The organism is Umboniibacter marinipuniceus, from assembly GCF_003688415.1.
In the GTDB taxonomy this organism is placed as follows: domain Bacteria; phylum Pseudomonadota; class Gammaproteobacteria; order Pseudomonadales; family DSM-25080; genus Umboniibacter; species Umboniibacter marinipuniceus.
The window spans coordinates 1-18,055 of record NZ_REFJ01000002.1 but is presented as its reverse complement, the minus strand read 5'-3'; the positions used below and the strand labels follow the sequence as shown (position 1 = coordinate 18,055).

23 protein-coding genes are annotated in these 18,055 nt (G+C 45.2%); 1 reads left to right on the top strand and 22 read right to left on the bottom strand.

What is annotated here, in order from left to right; all coding sequences use genetic code 11:
* Window positions 1–225: 225 nt before the first annotated feature.
* The 12 genes from DFR27_RS03720 to DFR27_RS03655 all read right to left on the bottom strand — a co-directional run bounded on the left by DFR27_RS03720 (window position 226) and on the right by DFR27_RS03655 (window position 10,172).
* Window positions 226–2,094 (bottom strand): amidohydrolase, encoded by a 1,869-nt coding sequence (locus DFR27_RS03720; RefSeq protein ID WP_121876138.1) that lies wholly within the window; start codon window positions 2,092–2,094, stop codon window positions 226–228.
* A gap of 226 nt (window positions 2,095–2,320) precedes the next feature.
* Window positions 2,321–2,746 (bottom strand): GNAT family N-acetyltransferase, encoded by a 426-nt coding sequence (locus DFR27_RS03715; RefSeq protein WP_121876137.1) that lies wholly within the window; start codon window positions 2,744–2,746, stop codon window positions 2,321–2,323.
* A gap of 36 nt (window positions 2,747–2,782) precedes the next feature.
* Window positions 2,783–3,595 (bottom strand): transporter, encoded by an 813-nt coding sequence (locus DFR27_RS03710; RefSeq protein ID WP_170150769.1) that lies wholly within the window; start codon window positions 3,593–3,595, stop codon window positions 2,783–2,785.
* A 104-nt stretch (window positions 3,596–3,699) separates the two neighbouring features.
* Window positions 3,700–4,269 carry a dihydrofolate reductase family protein gene (locus DFR27_RS03705; RefSeq protein WP_121876136.1) on the bottom strand — a complete coding sequence of 190 codons (570 nt, stop codon included), beginning with the start codon at window positions 4,267–4,269 and terminating at the stop codon, window positions 3,700–3,702.
* A 308-nt stretch (window positions 4,270–4,577) separates the two neighbouring features.
* A complete protein-coding gene (locus DFR27_RS03700) occupies window positions 4,578–4,865 on the bottom strand; it encodes a hypothetical protein (RefSeq protein WP_147434513.1) in 288 nt (95 codons plus the stop codon).
* A gap of 651 nt (window positions 4,866–5,516) precedes the next feature.
* Window positions 5,517–5,984: a hypothetical protein gene (locus DFR27_RS03690; RefSeq protein WP_121876133.1), complete on the bottom strand. Its 468-nt coding sequence runs from the start codon at window positions 5,982–5,984 to the stop codon at window positions 5,517–5,519.
* Between the two features lie 491 nt (window positions 5,985–6,475).
* On the bottom strand, window positions 6,476–7,051 hold the full coding sequence (locus DFR27_RS03680; RefSeq protein WP_121876131.1) for a YdeI/OmpD-associated family protein: 576 nt from the start codon (window positions 7,049–7,051) through the stop codon (window positions 6,476–6,478).
* 210 nt (window positions 7,052–7,261) lie between these two features.
* Entirely contained in the window at window positions 7,262–7,699 is a 438-nt protein-coding gene (locus DFR27_RS03675) for a GNAT family N-acetyltransferase (protein WP_121876130.1), read from the bottom strand.
* 88 nt (window positions 7,700–7,787) lie between these two features.
* Entirely contained in the window at window positions 7,788–8,117 is a 330-nt protein-coding gene (locus DFR27_RS03670; protein ID WP_147434512.1) for a hypothetical protein, read from the bottom strand.
* A 131-nt stretch (window positions 8,118–8,248) separates the two neighbouring features.
* Window positions 8,249–8,446, bottom strand: a complete 198-nt coding sequence (locus tag DFR27_RS12765; protein WP_425452016.1) for an NAD-dependent epimerase/dehydratase family protein — start codon at window positions 8,444–8,446, stop codon at window positions 8,249–8,251.
* 266 nt (window positions 8,447–8,712) lie between these two features.
* Window positions 8,713–9,240 (bottom strand): Hcp family type VI secretion system effector, encoded by a 528-nt coding sequence (locus DFR27_RS03660; RefSeq protein WP_170150768.1) that lies wholly within the window; start codon window positions 9,238–9,240, stop codon window positions 8,713–8,715.
* A gap of 422 nt (window positions 9,241–9,662) precedes the next feature.
* Window positions 9,663–10,172 carry a GNAT family N-acetyltransferase gene (locus tag DFR27_RS03655; protein ID WP_121876127.1) on the bottom strand — a complete coding sequence of 170 codons (510 nt, stop codon included), beginning with the start codon at window positions 10,170–10,172 and terminating at the stop codon, window positions 9,663–9,665.
* Between the two features lie 357 nt (window positions 10,173–10,529).
* Here DFR27_RS03655 and DFR27_RS03650 point away from each other — a divergent pair, with 357 nt between their 5' ends.
* On the top strand, window positions 10,530–11,822 hold the full coding sequence (locus DFR27_RS03650; RefSeq protein WP_121876126.1) for a flavin-containing monooxygenase: 1,293 nt from the start codon (window positions 10,530–10,532) through the stop codon (window positions 11,820–11,822).
* Window positions 11,823–12,069: 247 nt separating this feature from the next.
* Here DFR27_RS03650 and DFR27_RS03645 read toward each other — a convergent pair whose 3' ends face one another.
* The 10 genes from DFR27_RS03645 to DFR27_RS03600 form a co-directional block, all read right to left on the bottom strand.
* On the bottom strand, window positions 12,070–13,044 hold the full coding sequence (locus DFR27_RS03645; protein ID WP_121876125.1) for a 3-hydroxyacyl-CoA dehydrogenase family protein: 975 nt from the start codon (window positions 13,042–13,044) through the stop codon (window positions 12,070–12,072).
* 251 nt (window positions 13,045–13,295) lie between these two features.
* Entirely contained in the window at window positions 13,296–13,556 is a 261-nt protein-coding gene (locus DFR27_RS03640) for a Txe/YoeB family addiction module toxin (protein ID WP_121876124.1), read from the bottom strand.
* Window positions 13,549–13,803: a type II toxin-antitoxin system Phd/YefM family antitoxin gene (locus DFR27_RS03635; RefSeq protein ID WP_121876123.1), complete on the bottom strand. Its 255-nt coding sequence runs from the start codon at window positions 13,801–13,803 to the stop codon at window positions 13,549–13,551. The genes DFR27_RS03640 and DFR27_RS03635 overlap by 8 nt, the downstream gene beginning before the upstream one ends.
* Before the next feature lie 182 nt (window positions 13,804–13,985).
* Complete coding sequence (locus DFR27_RS03630) at window positions 13,986–14,285, bottom strand: type II toxin-antitoxin system RelE/ParE family toxin (RefSeq protein WP_121876122.1); 300 nt, start codon at window positions 14,283–14,285, stop codon at window positions 13,986–13,988.
* A complete protein-coding gene (locus DFR27_RS03625; protein WP_121876121.1) occupies window positions 14,273–14,530 on the bottom strand; it encodes a type II toxin-antitoxin system Phd/YefM family antitoxin in 258 nt (85 codons plus the stop codon). Before DFR27_RS03625 ends, DFR27_RS03630 begins: the two co-directional genes overlap by 13 nt.
* Window positions 14,531–14,726: 196 nt before the next feature.
* The gene (gene brnA / locus DFR27_RS03620) at window positions 14,727–14,966 is read right to left on the bottom strand and encodes a type II toxin-antitoxin system BrnA family antitoxin (protein WP_121876120.1); all 240 of its coding nucleotides are present in this window, start codon (window positions 14,964–14,966) and stop codon (window positions 14,727–14,729) included.
* Complete coding sequence (locus DFR27_RS12760; RefSeq protein ID WP_211327560.1) at window positions 14,953–15,297, bottom strand: BrnT family toxin; 345 nt, start codon at window positions 15,295–15,297, stop codon at window positions 14,953–14,955. The genes brnA and DFR27_RS12760 overlap by 14 nt, the downstream gene beginning before the upstream one ends.
* A 49-nt stretch (window positions 15,298–15,346) precedes the next feature.
* On the bottom strand, window positions 15,347–15,952 hold the full coding sequence (locus tag DFR27_RS03610; protein ID WP_121876119.1) for a hypothetical protein: 606 nt from the start codon (window positions 15,950–15,952) through the stop codon (window positions 15,347–15,349).
* 89 nt (window positions 15,953–16,041) lie between these two features.
* Entirely contained in the window at window positions 16,042–16,488 is a 447-nt protein-coding gene (locus DFR27_RS03605) for a hypothetical protein (RefSeq protein WP_121876118.1), read from the bottom strand.
* Between the two features lie 101 nt (window positions 16,489–16,589).
* Entirely contained in the window at window positions 16,590–17,270 is a 681-nt protein-coding gene (locus DFR27_RS03600; protein WP_121876117.1) for a hypothetical protein, read from the bottom strand.
* Window positions 17,271–18,055: the final 785 nt, after the last annotated feature.

Sequence of the window (18,055 nt, the reverse complement as noted above, 5' to 3'; positions counted from 1 at the left end):
TGTTAATGGCGCGTCTAATAACGCGAAATTCGCGATCCTCTTAACAGCCTAGCAGCGTGCGTTTAATCTACTCGATTTCCTTTGTAACCCGTTCGGCCAAACGCCCGTATAGCAAGAAGGAATTCAAATCACCCTCACGAAGAAAGGACAGCGCGACTCCCGTATTAGCCTAACTAAACAGCCATTTAATTTTCACAAGGTTCTTTGCTAATTCAAGCGACGAATTCATGTGCCATAAACACACTTTCCATCCATCCATGTTTCAACCACTTTAATAGCCCTGATCTGCTCTGGACGAACACTCCTAGGGTCTTTATCCAAAATCACTAAATCTGCAAACTTACCAACCTCCAAGCTCCCAAACTCATGCTCAGAGTACAATTGCCAGGCTGCCTCCGAGGTCATTGCACGAATTGCCGACTCAACCGAAATTCGTTCTTGAGGAGCCAACACATAGTTCGGTTCCTTCCACGTAGTCCGTGTCACGGCCATCTCAATCATATGCAACGGGTTAGGATCGGTGACCATGAAATCGGAGTGCAAAGTGAAACTAACGCCCGCGTTCTCCAGACTCTTACAACGGTCTAATAGCTGAACTTTTTCTTCACCAAAGACCTCATCGCGCATCGCAATTCCCCAGTAGTGAACATGGCCGATCAAGAAACTCGCTGATACTCCCAGTGCCCTCATCCTCGCTATTTGATCATCGTGAAGAATTGAACAGTGCTCTATACGCGGTCGGACCGTTTGTAAGTCAATACCTGCAGCTTGCAGAGCTTCACAAGTGGTTAGAATATTGTCAATCGCCGCGTCACCATTACCGTGGATAGCTAGGGGCCAACCTGCTTTAGCTCGCTCTAGAGCCGTCTCCGTGAGTTCCTCTAAACTCATGTAAGCAAGACCTTTATCCTCTGTACCTAAGTAGGCTTCTCTCTGTAAACCGGTATATCCTTGATTAGACCCATCTGCGACGAGTTTATAGCCAGAAACTCGAGCCAACGCCGAACCATCACCAGGCTTTATTCCAGCTTTGTCCCATGCCTCTGCCCCGATTGTATAGAATGGGTAAGCGCGAATTCGAGCAGCTAACTGCCCCGTCTGAGCTGCGGCATTCATTAGCTGAGCATCAGCTGGAGATTGTGTTAGTGCACCTAGACTCAATTCTGAAACGGTGGTTAAGCCCACTGCACTCCACTTATTCAAAAGCGTCGTCAATCCGCTAATTGGGTCTGCATCAACCATAGCTGGGTAGTGTGAGATCACCATCATAAAGGCTACATTATTCTTCATAACACCAGTTAGCTCACCGCCTTCATTTCTAACAAATTCGCCCCCCGCAGGATTAACAATGCCTTGAGCGATGTTGGCGACCTCGAAGGCCTTGGAGTTAGCATAGGCAATATGGCCTGAGGCATTCATAACGAAGATTGGATGAACTGCCGAAATAGGGTCCAATTCTGCAAAACTAAGTGCGCTTAGACCACCTTGCACGGCGGGATCAAAATTGCGAAATACTAACCACTCGCCTGGCGGCGAATTGTTAGCCCTATGAGCAATATGAGCCAGCACTTCATCCGTAGTTTGGAAGCGAGCCATCCCAACATAATCCATAATAGAATCTACTACAGCGCCAGAAACCGCGTGAGAGTGCGGGTCAACAAAGCCTGGCAGTAGCGTTCTACCCGCGAGATCAATAGTAGTGGCATTTTCTCCTGCCGAGTTGACGACCGCCCTCAGCTCACCCACCGCGATAATGCGATTACCACGAATAGCGATTGCCTCAACTTCAGAAAACTCCGCATCAACCGTCATGATAGTTCCACCAGTAAAAATCGTGGTATCAATCGCAGCTTGCGCGCGGGCTTTTTCATCCTTGGCACAGCTCGGTAGGAGGCCAAATAGTCCAGCAAACACTGCACTTCCCTTCAAGAAATCTCGACGGCTAAGCTGGTTAAAATTGATTCCGAGATTACATGACCACCCGGGTTGCCTTGATGCTGTAGCTAGTGATTCCAGTTGCTTATTTGAGGCGACGATACGATGAAGTTCGCCATTACAGCACAGACAGCCATGTTTAGCTTGATGCTTCTCCATACCATGCTTCCTCAGCCCTTCGGCTTTTCTTAACTATCCTGAATTCTGTATTATTAGCGTTCTCATCTAGAGTGAATTCACGCCAAAATACTCGCATTTCAACCAACAGCTGCAAAGGGCAAGAACTGTAAAAATTGGTTCAAACTCGTCCGTCCGTTGGACAAATGGAGAGTTCAAGTCTGTTAGGGCTATACCTAAGAGGGTAACATTAGTGATCGGCTTTGCCTTAGGGCAAGTTTAATCGCATGAAAAAGAATCGCTCATCCGCTTCAGTTTGAACAAACCCACAACGAAGATATAGGTGGACAGCTGGGCTGCGCTGAAAAACTTTCAATTCAATCCGTTCCATTCCCCGTTTCACGGCCAACTCCCTAATCATCCCAATTATCTTGGCACCAAATCCCTTGCCCTTGTTGGGGTCCGCTATCTGTATATCGCGCAGCTGGCAACCGGCTCCGTCAAAGGACAAGCGCACCGCTCCCACAATACCGTGATCACTGACAATGTCATAATTTAGGAGTTCGCTAATCGCCCTATGGATGTCGGCAACACCCCACTCAACACCGTACATGTCATAGTAGGGTTGCATATTAGTTAGGCTAAGCTGAGCAGACGCAGCTAAATCTTTAGATTCACACAGTTGCAAGTTCATTATTCTAATCCATTACCCAGCGCTGGGGAGCGCCTGCTACTTGGGATAGAGTAGCGTGAATAGAATTCTTATTCCAAACCCTTCTGGCCCATTATCCGAACTTTCAGCCCAGTAACGGATGCCACCGCCAACACTCACCAACTGATTTCCTATTTTAGTGACCTTTGTGGCGTTGAAGTTGATGGGTACGGACCACTGTTCCGACTCCCAATCATACGTTGATTCAGTATTGAGCGCGAAAGTAATGGCGTCCGGGGTTGTGTAGGAGAGAAACGGCTGCAAGAAGGTAGCGTTGATGTCCTGTCGTTGGTCATTCCCTGCTACCGACCAAATATGGTTTGCTAAGGTACCATAGGTCCACGGGCCATCTTGCCTTAGTGCCACGGCGGTGGGACCGAGTCCCCACTTATCAGCACCAAGTAATTCATCGGTTGCGGTAGGAAGAAGCAACACAGGCCCTGCTCCCCAAATCCAGCCACTTTCGGTGGGTTGGGTGGGTGAAAAAAAGGCACTCTGTACCACATCCCCTAAGCCAAATTGACTGCCCGAATTTGCAAACATATCCTGCTGTGAAACAACAGGTAATATGGTTCTTGAGATAAGATTCCAGTCATCATTGAGTGATACGGGAATAACCGGCTGTACGTTCAATAGCAAACGCTGGCCTTCATCGGCCTTGCCAATGTTTGAATCATGATTAAGCTGCAGTGGGACACTTATCAACGAAGCGATTGGATTGGATAACTTTTTGGCAAGTTCCTCGTTTGATTCCGAAAACACCACATTGGTCCATAGCACAGACATAGCAGCTAACACCAAAACAGAATATGCCTTTCCCTTGTACACCATGCTCGACTCCCTCGCGATTTAGTTTTCAGTATAGGCAAGTAACTCCGCCGATGCCCTAACACACGGAGACATCAATACTGTGAAATAAGCTCAACCCTATCAACCTAGTTATGATGATAGCTCAGCGTATAGCTAATCTGTACAAAGTCATTGTCATACACAATGGCCCTTGGGTTAACCACCGCAACCGACTTACTCATTAGTCCAAACAAAGGCTTACCCGAACCGAGTAAAATTGGCGCCTGAGTTGTGGTTATTTCATTGAGCAACTGCTTGTTAAGAAATCCAGTAATGGTTGCTCCGCCATCAATATATGCATGCTTGAAGCCATCTTGTTCAAGTTGCTTAACCAGCAGCTGAATATCACCCGAGTGCAGTTCAATCGGAGCAGGAAGACCTTCTGGCACCTGAGATAATGAACTAGTAAGCGCTATGATTCGAAGATCTCGATAGGGCCACTGCTCGGCGCTAAGCTTAAAACTCGCAAGCTTTTCCAGGCACTTGCGGCCCATTATCATGCAATCCACAGTGTCGAGATAGTAATTGAACCCCATGTCAGCGTTCACACCAAGATCTACGCCTTGCTTTCCCGAAGTTGTCAGCCACTCTACACTGTCGTCCGCCGTTGCAATGTAGCCGTCTACACTGGTTGCGATGAAGCAAGAACATTTCATATAACCCCCCCTCACATATCATTGTATGACGTACGCACTTAACAACGCCAAGTGTCAGCCCTTAGAAAAAAATTGTAGAGATAACCAGCGCCGATAGCCATTCCCTTGGCTGCGAACCTAGCACATAGTAGAGTTTAGAATTCGTCAGCGTAGAGCAGGCAGAATATTTTTTTGGATTTCACAGTCAGTGCAACGCGATTCGCGTCATTTCCTTTTTACAGCAGGAGTACAGTGAAGGTATCTAGTATCAAAAAGTTTATCGCTAGGGGGCTAGCTAGGCGCTCTGAAGACTGCCTAAAAGAATGCAGTTAGCGCTTATAGTTCTCTACTACCACATCCAGTAACAAGCTGAAGAATTCATACATAGCTCCCCGATCTTTGTTCGCCTCCTTCTGAAAATGAAGCGCATCGTCATTTGCGCGCTCTATTCCCTCAATATTGTCATGAGAGCCTGGAAATTCTCCATGACGTTTTGCTCGCTCCTGAGCGGCAAGGGAGCGCTCCTCATTTTCACGGGCTGCCTGCTCCATTTCCTTAGAACTTGTTACACAGCCAGAAAGAATAGCGAATAGAAATAATATAGTAATAGTCTTCATTACAATCTTCTCAAAATGGAATAACGCCGGCTAAAATCGCAGCCTCGAGGCTTAGCGCCTTCGACCTTAACGCCTAGGTGGTTTGAAGTTTGTAGTTCACATTCAATGCCTGCTAATCAACGCCAAGAACTGGGAACCTAAAACGCTTCGTTAGCCCTAATTTCCTTTGGCGGCATCAACGCAAGTACGAGTAAATAGCACCAACCCAGGAAAAAAGTGAACCCCAATAAGAATGCTACTGAAGCACAGCCGCCCCGCGACCTGTTTTTCCTTCCTGCCACCAGGTAGCTTAGGACCGCCGGTACTATCGAACAAAAAAACAGCACAAATGGCAGTAGTATAATAAGTTGAAAAAGTGACGGCCCCATTCCTTGCATCCCCCAAGGCGCTATTCAATACCGCTATTAACAAGGCCATGGAATCATAGCGCTCTAAAGTTAATCGCCGAGCTTAAACATTAGTAAATTATTTAATTCTAAATCGAAGTTACCAACCGCACTACATACACCCATCATTAGACCCAACCAAGGCTAACCTTCGCAAGCAAGCGAAGAAGCTGCCACACTGCTAAAGTTGATCATTCAACCATATCACTAACATCAACTTCGGACAATTGGCAAATAGAGTAGCTGGGACGGCTTGTTATAAGCTTTATTCACCAAGCCATTTAAATTTTGCAGCGCTGACTATTTCATTGAATTCATCCTGATTGATTTTGCCGCTGGCTAAATCATCTTCCGCAGGCCAAGCAACCTTCTGATATTCGTACTCAATAGCAGCAAGAATATAACCCAGTTCTCTCTCGGTGATGCTTCCACTATGGAAGTGTTGCATTGCCAACCTTTTATTCCAAGATAAGCCCTCTGGAGGTTGCGGTAAGGTAAAATCTAGCGTAAGAAGGCGTTCATCAGAGATCGTAAAACCTTCCGCTATTGAGTCTTTAGCACACTCGTACAGCATATAATCAATAGAGTCTTGAAGGCCGTAAAAATGCCAATCATAGCCAGCTATACACCCTCCTACAATCCTATCCTCTTGGTCAGAAATAGTTATCGCTCTTTCAGCACAACCTGAAAGGAAGAGTATGACTATGATTATCTTTGCTAAATTTCGATACATTAGTGAACGCTTCTAAAAAAATAACGAACTGTGAAGCTACCCACAACCAGATGGTGTCGATTTACCGAGTCCCGAGTGATTAGGTAGTTAGTCCTAACTGTGGAAACGGCTATAGTGCTCAGATCCTTCAATTAGTTCCGCCGTTAATCGCAGCTTTGTTTTCTAAGACTGTAGCTTCAGACGATTTTGTTAAATATTTTTCGCGTCCAGTCGAAACGCTCGAAACGCTCGAAACGCTAGAAACGCTAGAAACGCTAGAAACGCTAGAAACGCTAGAAACGCTAGAAAGACAGGAGCTATACATAGCGAGATTACAATCACCCAGCCAAAACTCGAGACTCCTGAGTGATACTCAATATCAACATATAAGGCCAGAATTAGCAACGACGTCATGAAAAGAAGGTTACCGATGCGATCGGCAAGCAACTTAGGGTTCTTCACCGTTTTATCGTCATACCCTGCTATCAAGGCCGTCTTCCTTTTTCTAACTACTAGGTAGGCTTTTCTTTACTGATGAGCATACCCATGTATTTATCAAACCGTCTCTGTCTTGTCTCTAGTTTCTTGGCACTAGTCAATCCCAGGGCTATTACATAATGACTTGATTTAGTAAGCGTACCGAAAAATTCTTTCGCCGAAGGATTACTGTCTAACGCTTCAATAAAATCAGGAGGAACTATCATTTCGCTTGCCGAATAAGCCCGTTCCCATCTTCCGTCTAATTTCGCAGCATTAACATGAATAAGTCCAGCCTCTTTCATGCGGCCGTCACTGACGAGCCTCTCAACATGATCTCTATTCCTTTTTGACCAATTACTTCGTGCTCTTCTCGGAGTAATCCTTTGCAGGTAGGAATTTTCATCAACTGATTTCTTCACACCATCAATCCAGCCCCAGCAAAGCGATTCGACCACGACCTCATCCCAAGTCACACTCGCTATTTTAGACTTTTTCTTGAAAATCTTGACCCATAATTCGCTTTCAATAGAGTGATTCGACTCAAGCCACTTTTCAAGACCATTCGGGGTTTCAAACTCTACGAGTTTAGATGGTTCGGCTTCAGGCATAAACTAGCTTCCCTTGGGCATAATGCATTTATAGTCGGCAGCTTTGTGCGTATCGCGCCTTAGACTGTCCAGCCACGAAGTGGCACGAGCAAATGAAATGGTTAATGCTTTGCACTTAGGGAAACCTAACTACAAGGTTTTTCACCGTTGTGAAGACGCGGACAGAAGGTTCCTCAGCAGCTTGCCGCTGCGGTGTGTAAGGTAGAGCTGTTACGCATTCTGTAGCCCCCCGATGGACAAATGATGCGACGTAATGCTAAGACCTTTTTTAAGATAAAGCTTATGTGCAACATGCCTATGATGCCCTGTATCTAGATGAAGGGCTTCGCAGCCATTTTCCTTCGCATGATTGATTAACCAGTCCATGAGAGTAGATGCATAGCCATTACCCCTATACTCTTCGCATGTTGTTAGATCATCAATATAAAGCACCTTTCCCCATGCCAGAAATTCAGTAATACGGAAACCGGCGGCGCTAGGCACTACACCGTCCTTTTTGATTGCGACAATTTGATAGGAGTCTTTTGCCTGACGCGCAACTTGTTCAATGAAGTCTTGCTTGTTAAGGTGTGGCCGCAATGCTTTGAAGGCGTCAAAGCAAAGAGTGATGTCTTCTTCATCTTGAATAAGTACTACTTCATTCTGCATTTCTGGATTAATCCTTGTTATGCCTAAGCCTCAAGACGGGACTCCCTTTCTTAACACGTAAACTGCTGTGGCCGCGTTTAACTTTTTGTTATGCTCTTTTTTCTGCCATTACTTGGATGTTAGTGACCCCAGAAACACTCGGCTCATTTGACCACATATCAAGCTCATCATGAATACTTCCAGTTATGGTATATGCCCTTCCAATAATTTGGGCTAATTCGATCGTTTCAAATACCACACAAGACCAGTCACCTTTGGAAACTATGGTTTCAAATGAGCAGGTAAAACCACCTTTATGGTATGGCTCAACTACTAGCTCGGAGTGTGAAACGCCGATGGATTTGACTACAGACTTGGCAACTTTCATTGCCTTATCTTTACTACCTGCAGGTGTAAATATCTTCCAATAAATACTCACGATATCTCCTGTGTATAACGTCGCATTAAGGTGCGACAAGCATATTTACTTTTATGATAAATCGACTTGGGTTGAGGGGTAGCTTTCTCATCAATTCAACCTGCAATACTTTTAGGTGTCGAAGCATTGCCTTACAACGCAGTTGTACTGGTAAAAATAAAGTGTTTAATTCCTGCTTTTAATCCAGCCAGAGCCAGTTTCCCAGTCGCGCCTACGTTGATAGATTGAAACTCTGAATCAGGTACTAAACCAACATGAGGAGCATGAAGAGCCGAGGTATGAATGATAACATCAACATTTTCAAGAGCCCTATTGCAAGTACCCCCGATTTGGTAAATCTAGAGCAAGTACAACGATCGGCTTCTATCGATTTAGGCGCATCGACTTCAAACTGGATGGCACCAAAGAGGCAACTTCCGTGATATTTCATGCTTTCTTCGTAGCAGTTTGAGCCGTTAGCTATTCAACCCAGACTACAACGGCACGCGAGCACGGTCAATTTAGGGCCCCTCAAACACCGCCTCGCCCCCGGCCTTTCACAGAGTAGCGACGTACCATTTTTACCACAGGAATCCCTGCGCGAGAATCCTATTGGCTATCTACAACCACGCCCTGAATATACTTCTGCAGTGACAGGTCTACCAGGCCGCCCACTCTCATCTAATGGCGTATAAGTGTAGGTAGCACTTTCAAAGCTAAAGCTCACCGTCTCAGTCAATCGTTCGTCGTCTCGAGAACTGTCCAACGAAATTGCCGACACAAACAAATTGCGGAATTCTATCTTAATATAATCGGGACCAGAATGATCTCGGGCACCTCCAGATATAGACTTCGGACTAGACACCGTAAACGTCGCTTTTTCATATTCGCGCCCCATGAGCTGCCCCATAAGTAGCACCGGCGAGCTAGAATCAACCCACTTAGTTAACGAAACATCTTCGATGTTGGCACAACGACCATCAAACGACGTATCCCAAGACCAAGCCAGAACATCGATTTCTCTTTCATGCCCCTGATAGAGTGAATCACCCGTTACACCCTCAATATCCAGAAACATATCTACCGAAGCGAGAGAAATACTCGGCGCTAATATCAATAAAAACCCTAATGCCTTAATCTTCATATTGCTCATCCTTAAATAATATTTTTGATTACAACTCATTGAACGTAGAGTAGATCGGGTTTCATGGATAGTCAACCGCTCACCCTAGCCCACACTGAGTGACGTAGTTCCATAAACCCTGTGACACACCGCTCACTTTCTCGCGAATCGATGCTGAATAGAGCATCATAGAAACTCTAAAGCAAAGCAGATATTTGAACAGCTAATCAGCCAACTTTGCCTAAATACGTGAGTTAACTCTGTACTTCAATCGATCAATTACTTTGCCACCAACGATCGAACGAACGTCACCTCGCAGGAGCGTAACCAGCAAGTGCGAGCAGTCCAGCCGAAGTGAACGCCCAAACGTGAAGCCGGGCGAGTCGCTCCACTACGGATGATCGTGTCATTACACGATAGCATGAACATCTCTTTTGGCGGCTTTAAGAATCGCTTGCGGAAAATGCCTCGTGATAAGTCACGTCACCCTGAGGTAGGCCACCTTGTAGTAGTAACGCCTGAAAATACTCGGGTGGAACCTCCGGTAGAATTAATCCCTCCTTTGGCTTAAAACCGAAACGCGAGTAGTAGTTGGGGTCGCCGAGCAATACGCAGCCATTGGCTCGAATCCCTTTAAGCGCCTTAATCGCTGCATTCATCAACTTTGAGCCAATACCTTTTCCTTGAATGCTCGGAAGTACAGATATTGGACCCAGACCATACCAACCGGTGGAATCGTCTGAGATAGCTACTGGAGAAACCGCCACATGACCAACAATAACACCGCCCTCTTCGGCTACGAGCGAGACCGTTAGAGCGCCTGCATCACGGAGCGCCTTCAAAATAAATTGTTCGGTATGATCGGTGTACTGAGCCTCGAGAAATGCTGAAACAGTGACCTCATGGATGCTTTGCAGGTCTTTTGGGCTTTCATCTCGGATGGTTATGTTCAATTTACACCTCCTAAAAATTAACGATTAAACAACAAGTTTAACCGTTAATGGCATTCATCTAGTAAACCTATTTTGAAAGGCGTGTTATAAGATATAAAGCCTGATTCCACCTGATTGAATCAACCTCGGGTGTTGTCACTTCCGAGATAGCCCTAAACAAATTTATACGCTACGTTGGGTCGATCCTTCCTTTGAACGAAGAGAAATTGTGAAGCTGATCCTGCGATGAATTCGTATTCAGTGCGGTCGCATCCAATGAGCAGTGGTCACGAGCAGGTTTGCATTCATCTAGTAGCGCTAAGAAGTTACCAGTTAGTAGACAGTTTCTATAACGAATATAACAACGAGACAAGACATATGAAAAGAGTAGCCATTATTGGAGCTGGACCATCAGGAATAACAGCAATCAAGAACTTCGCAGACCAAGGTTTTGAGGTAACGGCTTTTGATCGATGCGAGGGAGTTGGCGGAAACTGGAGGTTCAACGATCCGTCTGGGCACTCTAGCGTATTTGAAACGACGCATCTGATTAGCTCAAAGCACACGTCGTTCTACCAAGATTTCCCTTTGCCTGAAAATACACCCGACTACCCATCGCATTCAGAATTATTGAGCTACTTCAACGCTTACGCAGATCACTTCGATATTAAAAAGCTCATTAAATTTAATACGGAAGTAACCCAGTGTAAGAAGATCGACGGGGAGCGATGGCAAGTCGAATGGAACGCTTTGGGGTCCGACGAAAAAATTACCGAGGAATTCGATGCACTTGTTGTATGTAATGGGCATCATCATGAACCGAGATACCCAGATTATCCGGGTGAATTTACCGGGGAGTTGATCCACTCGCATGACTTTAAGTCAGCGAGGCCGTTTCAGGACAAACGAGTTTTGGTCATTGGCGGCGGAAACTCTGCCTGCGATGTTGCCGTAGAAACAGCGCGCGTATCTAAAACCACTGCCATCAGTTGGCGACGTGGATACTATCTTATTCCTAAGTTCATGTACGGCTTACCCACCGATTTACAAGCATTAAAAAATCGCTGGATGCCAGATTTTATTCGAGGACCATTTACAGAATGGATGCTCGAGATCTTCCAAGGAAAGAATGAAGATATTGGATTACAAAAGCCCGACAAAGGGCTAAGCGCAACTCACCCAACCGTAAACTCAGAACTTTACTATGCCGTCAGACACGGAAAAGTCACGCCCCACGTAGATATCGAAAGATACGAAGGCAATGAGGTTATCTTTAAAGATGGCAAGCGCGAAACCTTTGATGTGATCATTGCCTGTACTGGCTTTAAGATTAAACATCGATTTTTCGAAAAGAGCCTCGTTAATTATGAAGAAGGGAAAGTTCCGCTGCTTCATAAGATGATTCCCGCTGATATCAACAACTTGTATTTCATAGGCCTTTTTCAACCGCTGGGCTGCATCTGGCCGGGTGCAGAGCTTCAATCGAAACTCGCCGCTCAACATCTGCTCGGCAATTGGAAACCCAAACAATCCATTAAAGAGCTTATTGAAAAAGAGCTAGCGAATCCTGATGTGAAACAAATCGACACGCCAAGACATACAATAACCGTTGATGATTACTCATTCAGAGCTCGATTGAAGAAAGAACTCAAGAAATGTAAGGCTGCTTAAAAAGCATCCATCAGTGCTTTGTTTGTGTAAGAACGCCACTGAACACGAGCCGACATTGTTAGATATCGGCTTTTGCAAGGCTTGTTAGATTAACGATCGCTGATGGAAAGTATCTTCAGGTTATATCGGTGTTTGGTCATTCCTGAGATGAGGCCTAGTTACTATATTGCACAGAGACGAGTAAGTTGGCGACGCTAGTGCTAATTAAGCGTTCTTGCCGAAGCAATCGGCAAGAACGCATTGAGGCTTAGGTCTGGTAGTAATTCGCTTTCAACGTTTTGATGATACGACCGTTAATATCTTCCCAGAACTCCTCCGCGTTCGCGTTTGGATATTGGTAGAAGCCTTGACCTGTTTTAACGCCTAAATCGCCTTGCTCAACTTTCTCGCGGATTCTTTGATGGGCGCGGTACGCAGGATTGTCGAGAGTTTTGGCCACGTAGTCACCGACATTCACAATGGAATCGAGTCCGACCATATCCATGAACTGAATGGGACCCACGCTCGGCATTCTTAATCCAAAGCCATTTTTAACGACCGCATCGATTTCCTCCGCGGTTGCAATGCCCATATCCATCAAATCCATCGACGCTTTAATTAAAGCGCCCTGAAGTGCATTATGAATGAACCCTGGCGTATCTTTGCAGATCACGGGATGCTTACCTAGGCGCTCGAGCACCGCCACTGTCTTAGCTTCCGTCGCCTTTAGCGTTTCTACGCCGGCGACCACTTCAACTAACGGGCTAAGGTGGGCTGGAATAGTCCAATGCGCGGTAATTGCTCGCTGCGGGTGCTGCATCGCTTCGGCAATTAAGCTAATACTCATCGAAGACGTGTTAGAAGCGATAATCACATCGGGAGCGCAAAGCTCATCGCATTTTTTGAATACGGCCTGCTTCTTAGTGAGGTCTTCAGGTACCACTTCCATGATAAAGTCTGCCTCGGCAATCGAAGTGTCCCAGTCTGTTGAACGCCGAATTCGAGTTAGCGCCTGTGTTGCAGCTTCTTGTTCGACTAAGCCTCCTTTCACCATAAGGCTTAAATTCGCCCGTGTGCGTGTTTCTGCGGTTTTAAGCTGTGAGTCAAGCAAATCCACTCCGGTGACCTCATAGCCTGCCAACGCAAGAGTGAGAGCAATATCAACGCCCATGACGCCCTGACCTAGTACGACAATTCTATTTATAGTTTTACTGCTGATATCTTTCTCTAATTGAAAGTGCATAGATAGCCTCTATGTGGGAGTCCTTTGGGGTTAAGTCATTGATAAGGTCTGGGACGGTCCGAGAAACCTAGGTATCACCAATCTTTGTTGATTTTATGGCAAAAAGTCTGTGCGTGTTGGCAGTTAACGCCTGCGTCAGCGGGGAATAATAGTGAAGCTGATCATGCGATAAAATTGCACGCAGTGCAATCGCATGAGAGGCGGAGCGGTTATGACTCCGCCTGCACGCGCTTGTTAAATCGTTCTAATAATTAGTAATGATAACGACAAGAAATTATCGTAATGGCGAGATCATCAACTGCGTAGACTAGCCTGTGCTCACCGTCGATTCTTCGTGACCAAAATCCGGATAAGTTTTCCTTTAGTGGTTCAGGCTTACCTATTCCTTCAAAGGGTTCTCGTAACGTGTCGTCGACTAACTTATTTATACGCCGCAGAGTCTTCTTATCCTGAGATTGCCAATAGACATAATCATCGAACGCGGCTTTAGTAAATGAAACTTTCCTAGTCATCAGTTAGGCCGCCATCAATGACCGCACCGGACTTAAACTGAGCAATTGACTCTGCTAAGTGGGCGGCATTTGCAGGCGACTTTAAAAGATGTACAGTTTCCATCAGGCCGTTGAAATGATCTAGAGACATGACTACGGTATCTTCAGAATCTCTCCGAGTGATAACTGTGTAGTCTGCGTCATTCACTACTTGATCAAGCACTGATTTTAAATGATTGCGAGCTTCTGAGAAATTAACGATACGCATAGCGACACCTGTACTAAATAATGTACAAGTTTAACATGTACGAGATATTGTGCAAGTGTAAGATTTAACGCCCGCGTCAACGGGGAATAAGAGTGAAGCTGATCATGCGATAAATTGCTCGCAGTGCAATCGCATGAGAGGCGGAGCGGTTATGACTCCGTCTGCACGCGCATGTTAGATTGCTAACCTTCAGAAATTAGTTTACGAAGGCTTCGTTCTTGTCGAACGACGTGCACGATAGTGACTTTATCAACTTCATAGGAATAGAGTAATCTAAGTTGGCTAACTAATAGCTGCCGAAAATTATGATCAGGAAGTTCTTCTACCAGCAGACAACTTTCGGGAAATTCGACCAATTGGTCTGTAGCTTCGAATACCTGCTGAGCGAGTGAGCTTGCAGCCCCAGGATTAAACAATTCAATGTACTCGACGACTTCTCTTAGACCTAGCAGAGCGTTCTCAGTCCAAATTACTTGAGCCATTTAGAGAACATTTCCTTCGCTTCACTCTGCGTCTTAACGCGCCCTTCGAGAACATCCCTTTGACCACGAGCAATACCTTCAAGAATCTCCATTCGTTTTGCCATTGCGTCATAATCAGATACATCGACAAGGTACGCAGAGGGCTTACCATGCTCGGTAATAAGTATGGGCTCTTTATCCTCATGAAGCTGTGCGAGTATGGTTGTTGCTTGACGCTTTAACGATGTGACTAGTTCAGTACGCATAATAAATCCTCCAAAGTGACACTATAGTAGCACTTCTAGGTGAGTTGTGGAAATGGGGCAATGGGGAAATCTAACGCCTAGCTCTGCGGGGAGTGTTGGTGGAGATAAGGTCTAAGCGTATTTGCGCAAAGCGCTGCTTAGACAATATGTTATCGGAGCCAATACGACTCCGATGCATGCGCTTGTTAAATGCAGATCAGTGTTTTGCTGATGCAATGCCTTCTAAACGATCAGCTAGCCAAACTTTAATAATTGATTGGCGTGTAACGCCTAGGCGAGAAGCTTCCTTATCGAGAGAGTCGATCATCCAAATAGGGAAATCAACATTTACTCGACGCTGTTGCCGATTAGAACGCTTGGCGGTCGTTAGATCAAAATCGCCAACAATGTCTTCATTGCCGGCGTCGAATTTTTCGTCTAGTTCATTTGCTTTCATAAATATCCACCTCAGACTTTCGAGACCTTCTAACAGAGATAATACGTGTATTGGGCGGTCGATCTGTGATGATTACAGACGAATGCTTGCCATCGATCATCCCGATTACCAACTGCCGGGGCTCGTCGAGCGCCTTGGAGTCAATAATGAGTAGATCTGGGTCATCCCATAGAGCCTGTGCTTGCTCAAAGTCGATACCGTGTTTATAGGCATTACTGAGACTCTCTTTGGGATCAAATTCAAATGTAATAATGGTATAGAAAGTATACCTTTTTGAGGATTTGGCAAGAAGCCTGTGCAGAGTGGCATTTAACGCCGCGCTCTGCGGCAAATTTGGAGCGCAGCGGAAAATCTGTCCGACAGCTGCGCCTTGTTAAGCATTAGTAGTAACTCTGTGATTTTTCGGTGAGATAGGCCATTGAGAACTGGACGACTAGCCCAATAGCCATAATTACACCAAACAGAATAAGTACATTTAGCAATGACATGCCAACAAAAAGAATGCCCAGAATAGTTAACAGATACGCCACCTGAATAAAGAATGTAGATACCATCGCGTACTCATTGCCGGCCTGTAGGTCTTTTTGAGCAAGCCATGCAATTGGCCCGGTAGCAATACCATATGACCAAATTAAAACAGGAATTATTGAATCGTGATTTGCTTGCTTAGTGTAATAAATTAGAACCAAGACACACCACGCAACAAGAACGCCAATAGTATAAAGCGAGCTAAGAAAGCCAAAAACGTACCCACCGAATTTGTTGCCCTTTTCGAGCATGACAGCTGCGGGAGCTGCGAAAATCATGCCCGGCATCATGGCTAACCCGATACCCATACCCGACACAATTAGCGCCAGAATGCCGTAACCGATCAACCCCCACTCACCAAGAATAGCCAGCCATATGCCAGAGACGATGCCGCCAAACATATTGATAATTCCTAGGGGAATGGCAAGTACAGATAATGCTCTCGCAAATGATTCCATGGTTTGCTCCTTGTGGATGCTTAACGCCTCAATAAGAGGCTAAAAATTGTTTGCTAAAATCGCGAGGAATGAGCAACAGCAAACTGTTTTTAGTCCTGCTTGATTGACTTGTTAGCCATACTCGACTTGATTTCAACTGATACTCCTGAAAAGTAATCTTGATTGAACCATAGTAAGTTTTCTATTGGGAAGTTGGTTAAAGTTAACTTTATATCTGATTCCCATATTACTTCCAAGTTGTCTGGTTTCCCGTTTAAACCAAAGAAGCCATTGAATACTTTACCAGTTTCTACATCGACAATATTTATACCTGTTTGCCAGTTAGTCGTTGCACCGCAATCCGAATAACCAAGCTTCGCAATTTTTTTGCCATTTGGAGAAGTAAATTCTGCTACGTCGGTATAGGAGCAAAGTGATGGCCCTTCAATGTCAAAAAGATCCATCCCATAACCTATAGCCTTAAATCCAAACCAAATAAAAAAGCAAACAGCTCCAAGATTCCAGACTGATTTCTTAACCCTTGCTACAACGCTCATGCAGATCCTTATGTATGGCTAACGCCTCAAGCAGCGGCGTGGCGTAGCCACGTCCGGCGGCGAAGCTGCATACTGCCTTGACTGGTTATGTGCCGAAAAACTCACTGTTGCTCAACGTACTTCTGACCAAATTCATAATATTGTTCGATCACTTCGTTAACTATTCCGAAATACTCTACAAGCAAAGGATCTTCTTCGTTAGTAAAGTTGGCTGGAACTACTATGTTCTGTATCTCGAAGGGATTTGTACCGACAGCGTTAAACAAATTAAAAAGGTTCTTTGGATCGTTGCCCAGCAGCTGATTGAGCTGCATCAAGGAGTTAGTATCAATTTCTGGGGTTATTGAAACCGTAACAACGCCGGAGAAGCCAGCTTCAGTATAGTTACTGAGCACAAGCTGCAACGAGCCGATTGCGGGTGGGTTCACGGATTTCCACATGCGTCCATAAGCAGCTTCCGGCTGGCCGGACTCGTTAATGCGCATGCTGTAACCGCTCCAGCCGCCAGGCCTTTGGAATTGACTTGGCAAAGCTGCCGACGGGTCGGCCCACCCCATCTCAGTGAAGAAACTGTTGTAGAAACTACCAATGGAATCTGGCTCTATGTCACTAACGTCAAACGTAACATTCTTGCTGTAAAACTTTTCATTTGTATCTGAAAGGATATTCTCAGCTATTTCTGGAGTCGGAATTTCTATGGACCAATAGACTGTTCCACTATCAGCAACCGATGCGAGTGGAGCCAATGTGAGTAAAAGAAAAATCGACCTAATTTGGTTCATAAGATTAGCTCTCTAGGCACATAACACCGCCGTTAATCGCGGCCTTTGTTTTTTAAGGCCGTCGATTTAGACGGCTTTGTTATGTTCTTATTACGGGCGACTTGGTGTCCACGTACCTACAAATGGGATACTGGAAAGCAGTAAACTAAGACCTAGCCACATTAAAATAGCAACGATCGACCACAAAAAGAGTTGTTTTGAAAATTTCAAATACCTTGTTCCATCTCTTACTAACCCCACGACCAAACAGCCTAACGCGGCTATAATACCGACCCAGGGAAGCAGGATACACAGTACAATTAAAGCCCAATGAAGGTTAGAAGTTGATTGCGGAGATTTTGTCAGACTTTGATCACTCATGGGCCACACCTTTCCGAACATAACTCTCGCAACAGCTTACGACTCCGAGGACCGATAAGGGGCGGACTGCCTGCGGTTGTTATGTTCACTTAAGAAAAAAGAGAATAGTGACATAAATGCAAGATAGACCCATTGTCCATATAGAGAAAAGCAAAGTATCACTGCAATAAAGCAACATACCACTCTAACAGACTTGGTTAATGATCGTGTTAGTACTAAAACTATAATTACGGATATTATCATCGACACAAAAACATACGTCGTCAGGAAACTGACGGGAATACTGAATCCATTAATTTCTGCTGTCATTTTGAAATCTCCGAATGAACATAACGTTTTCGTTTTGCGGCCGACGCGAAGCGAAGGCAGCAACAACGATTTGTTATATTCAACTCTCTAAGAAGCACGATCCCTCAGGTTAGGAA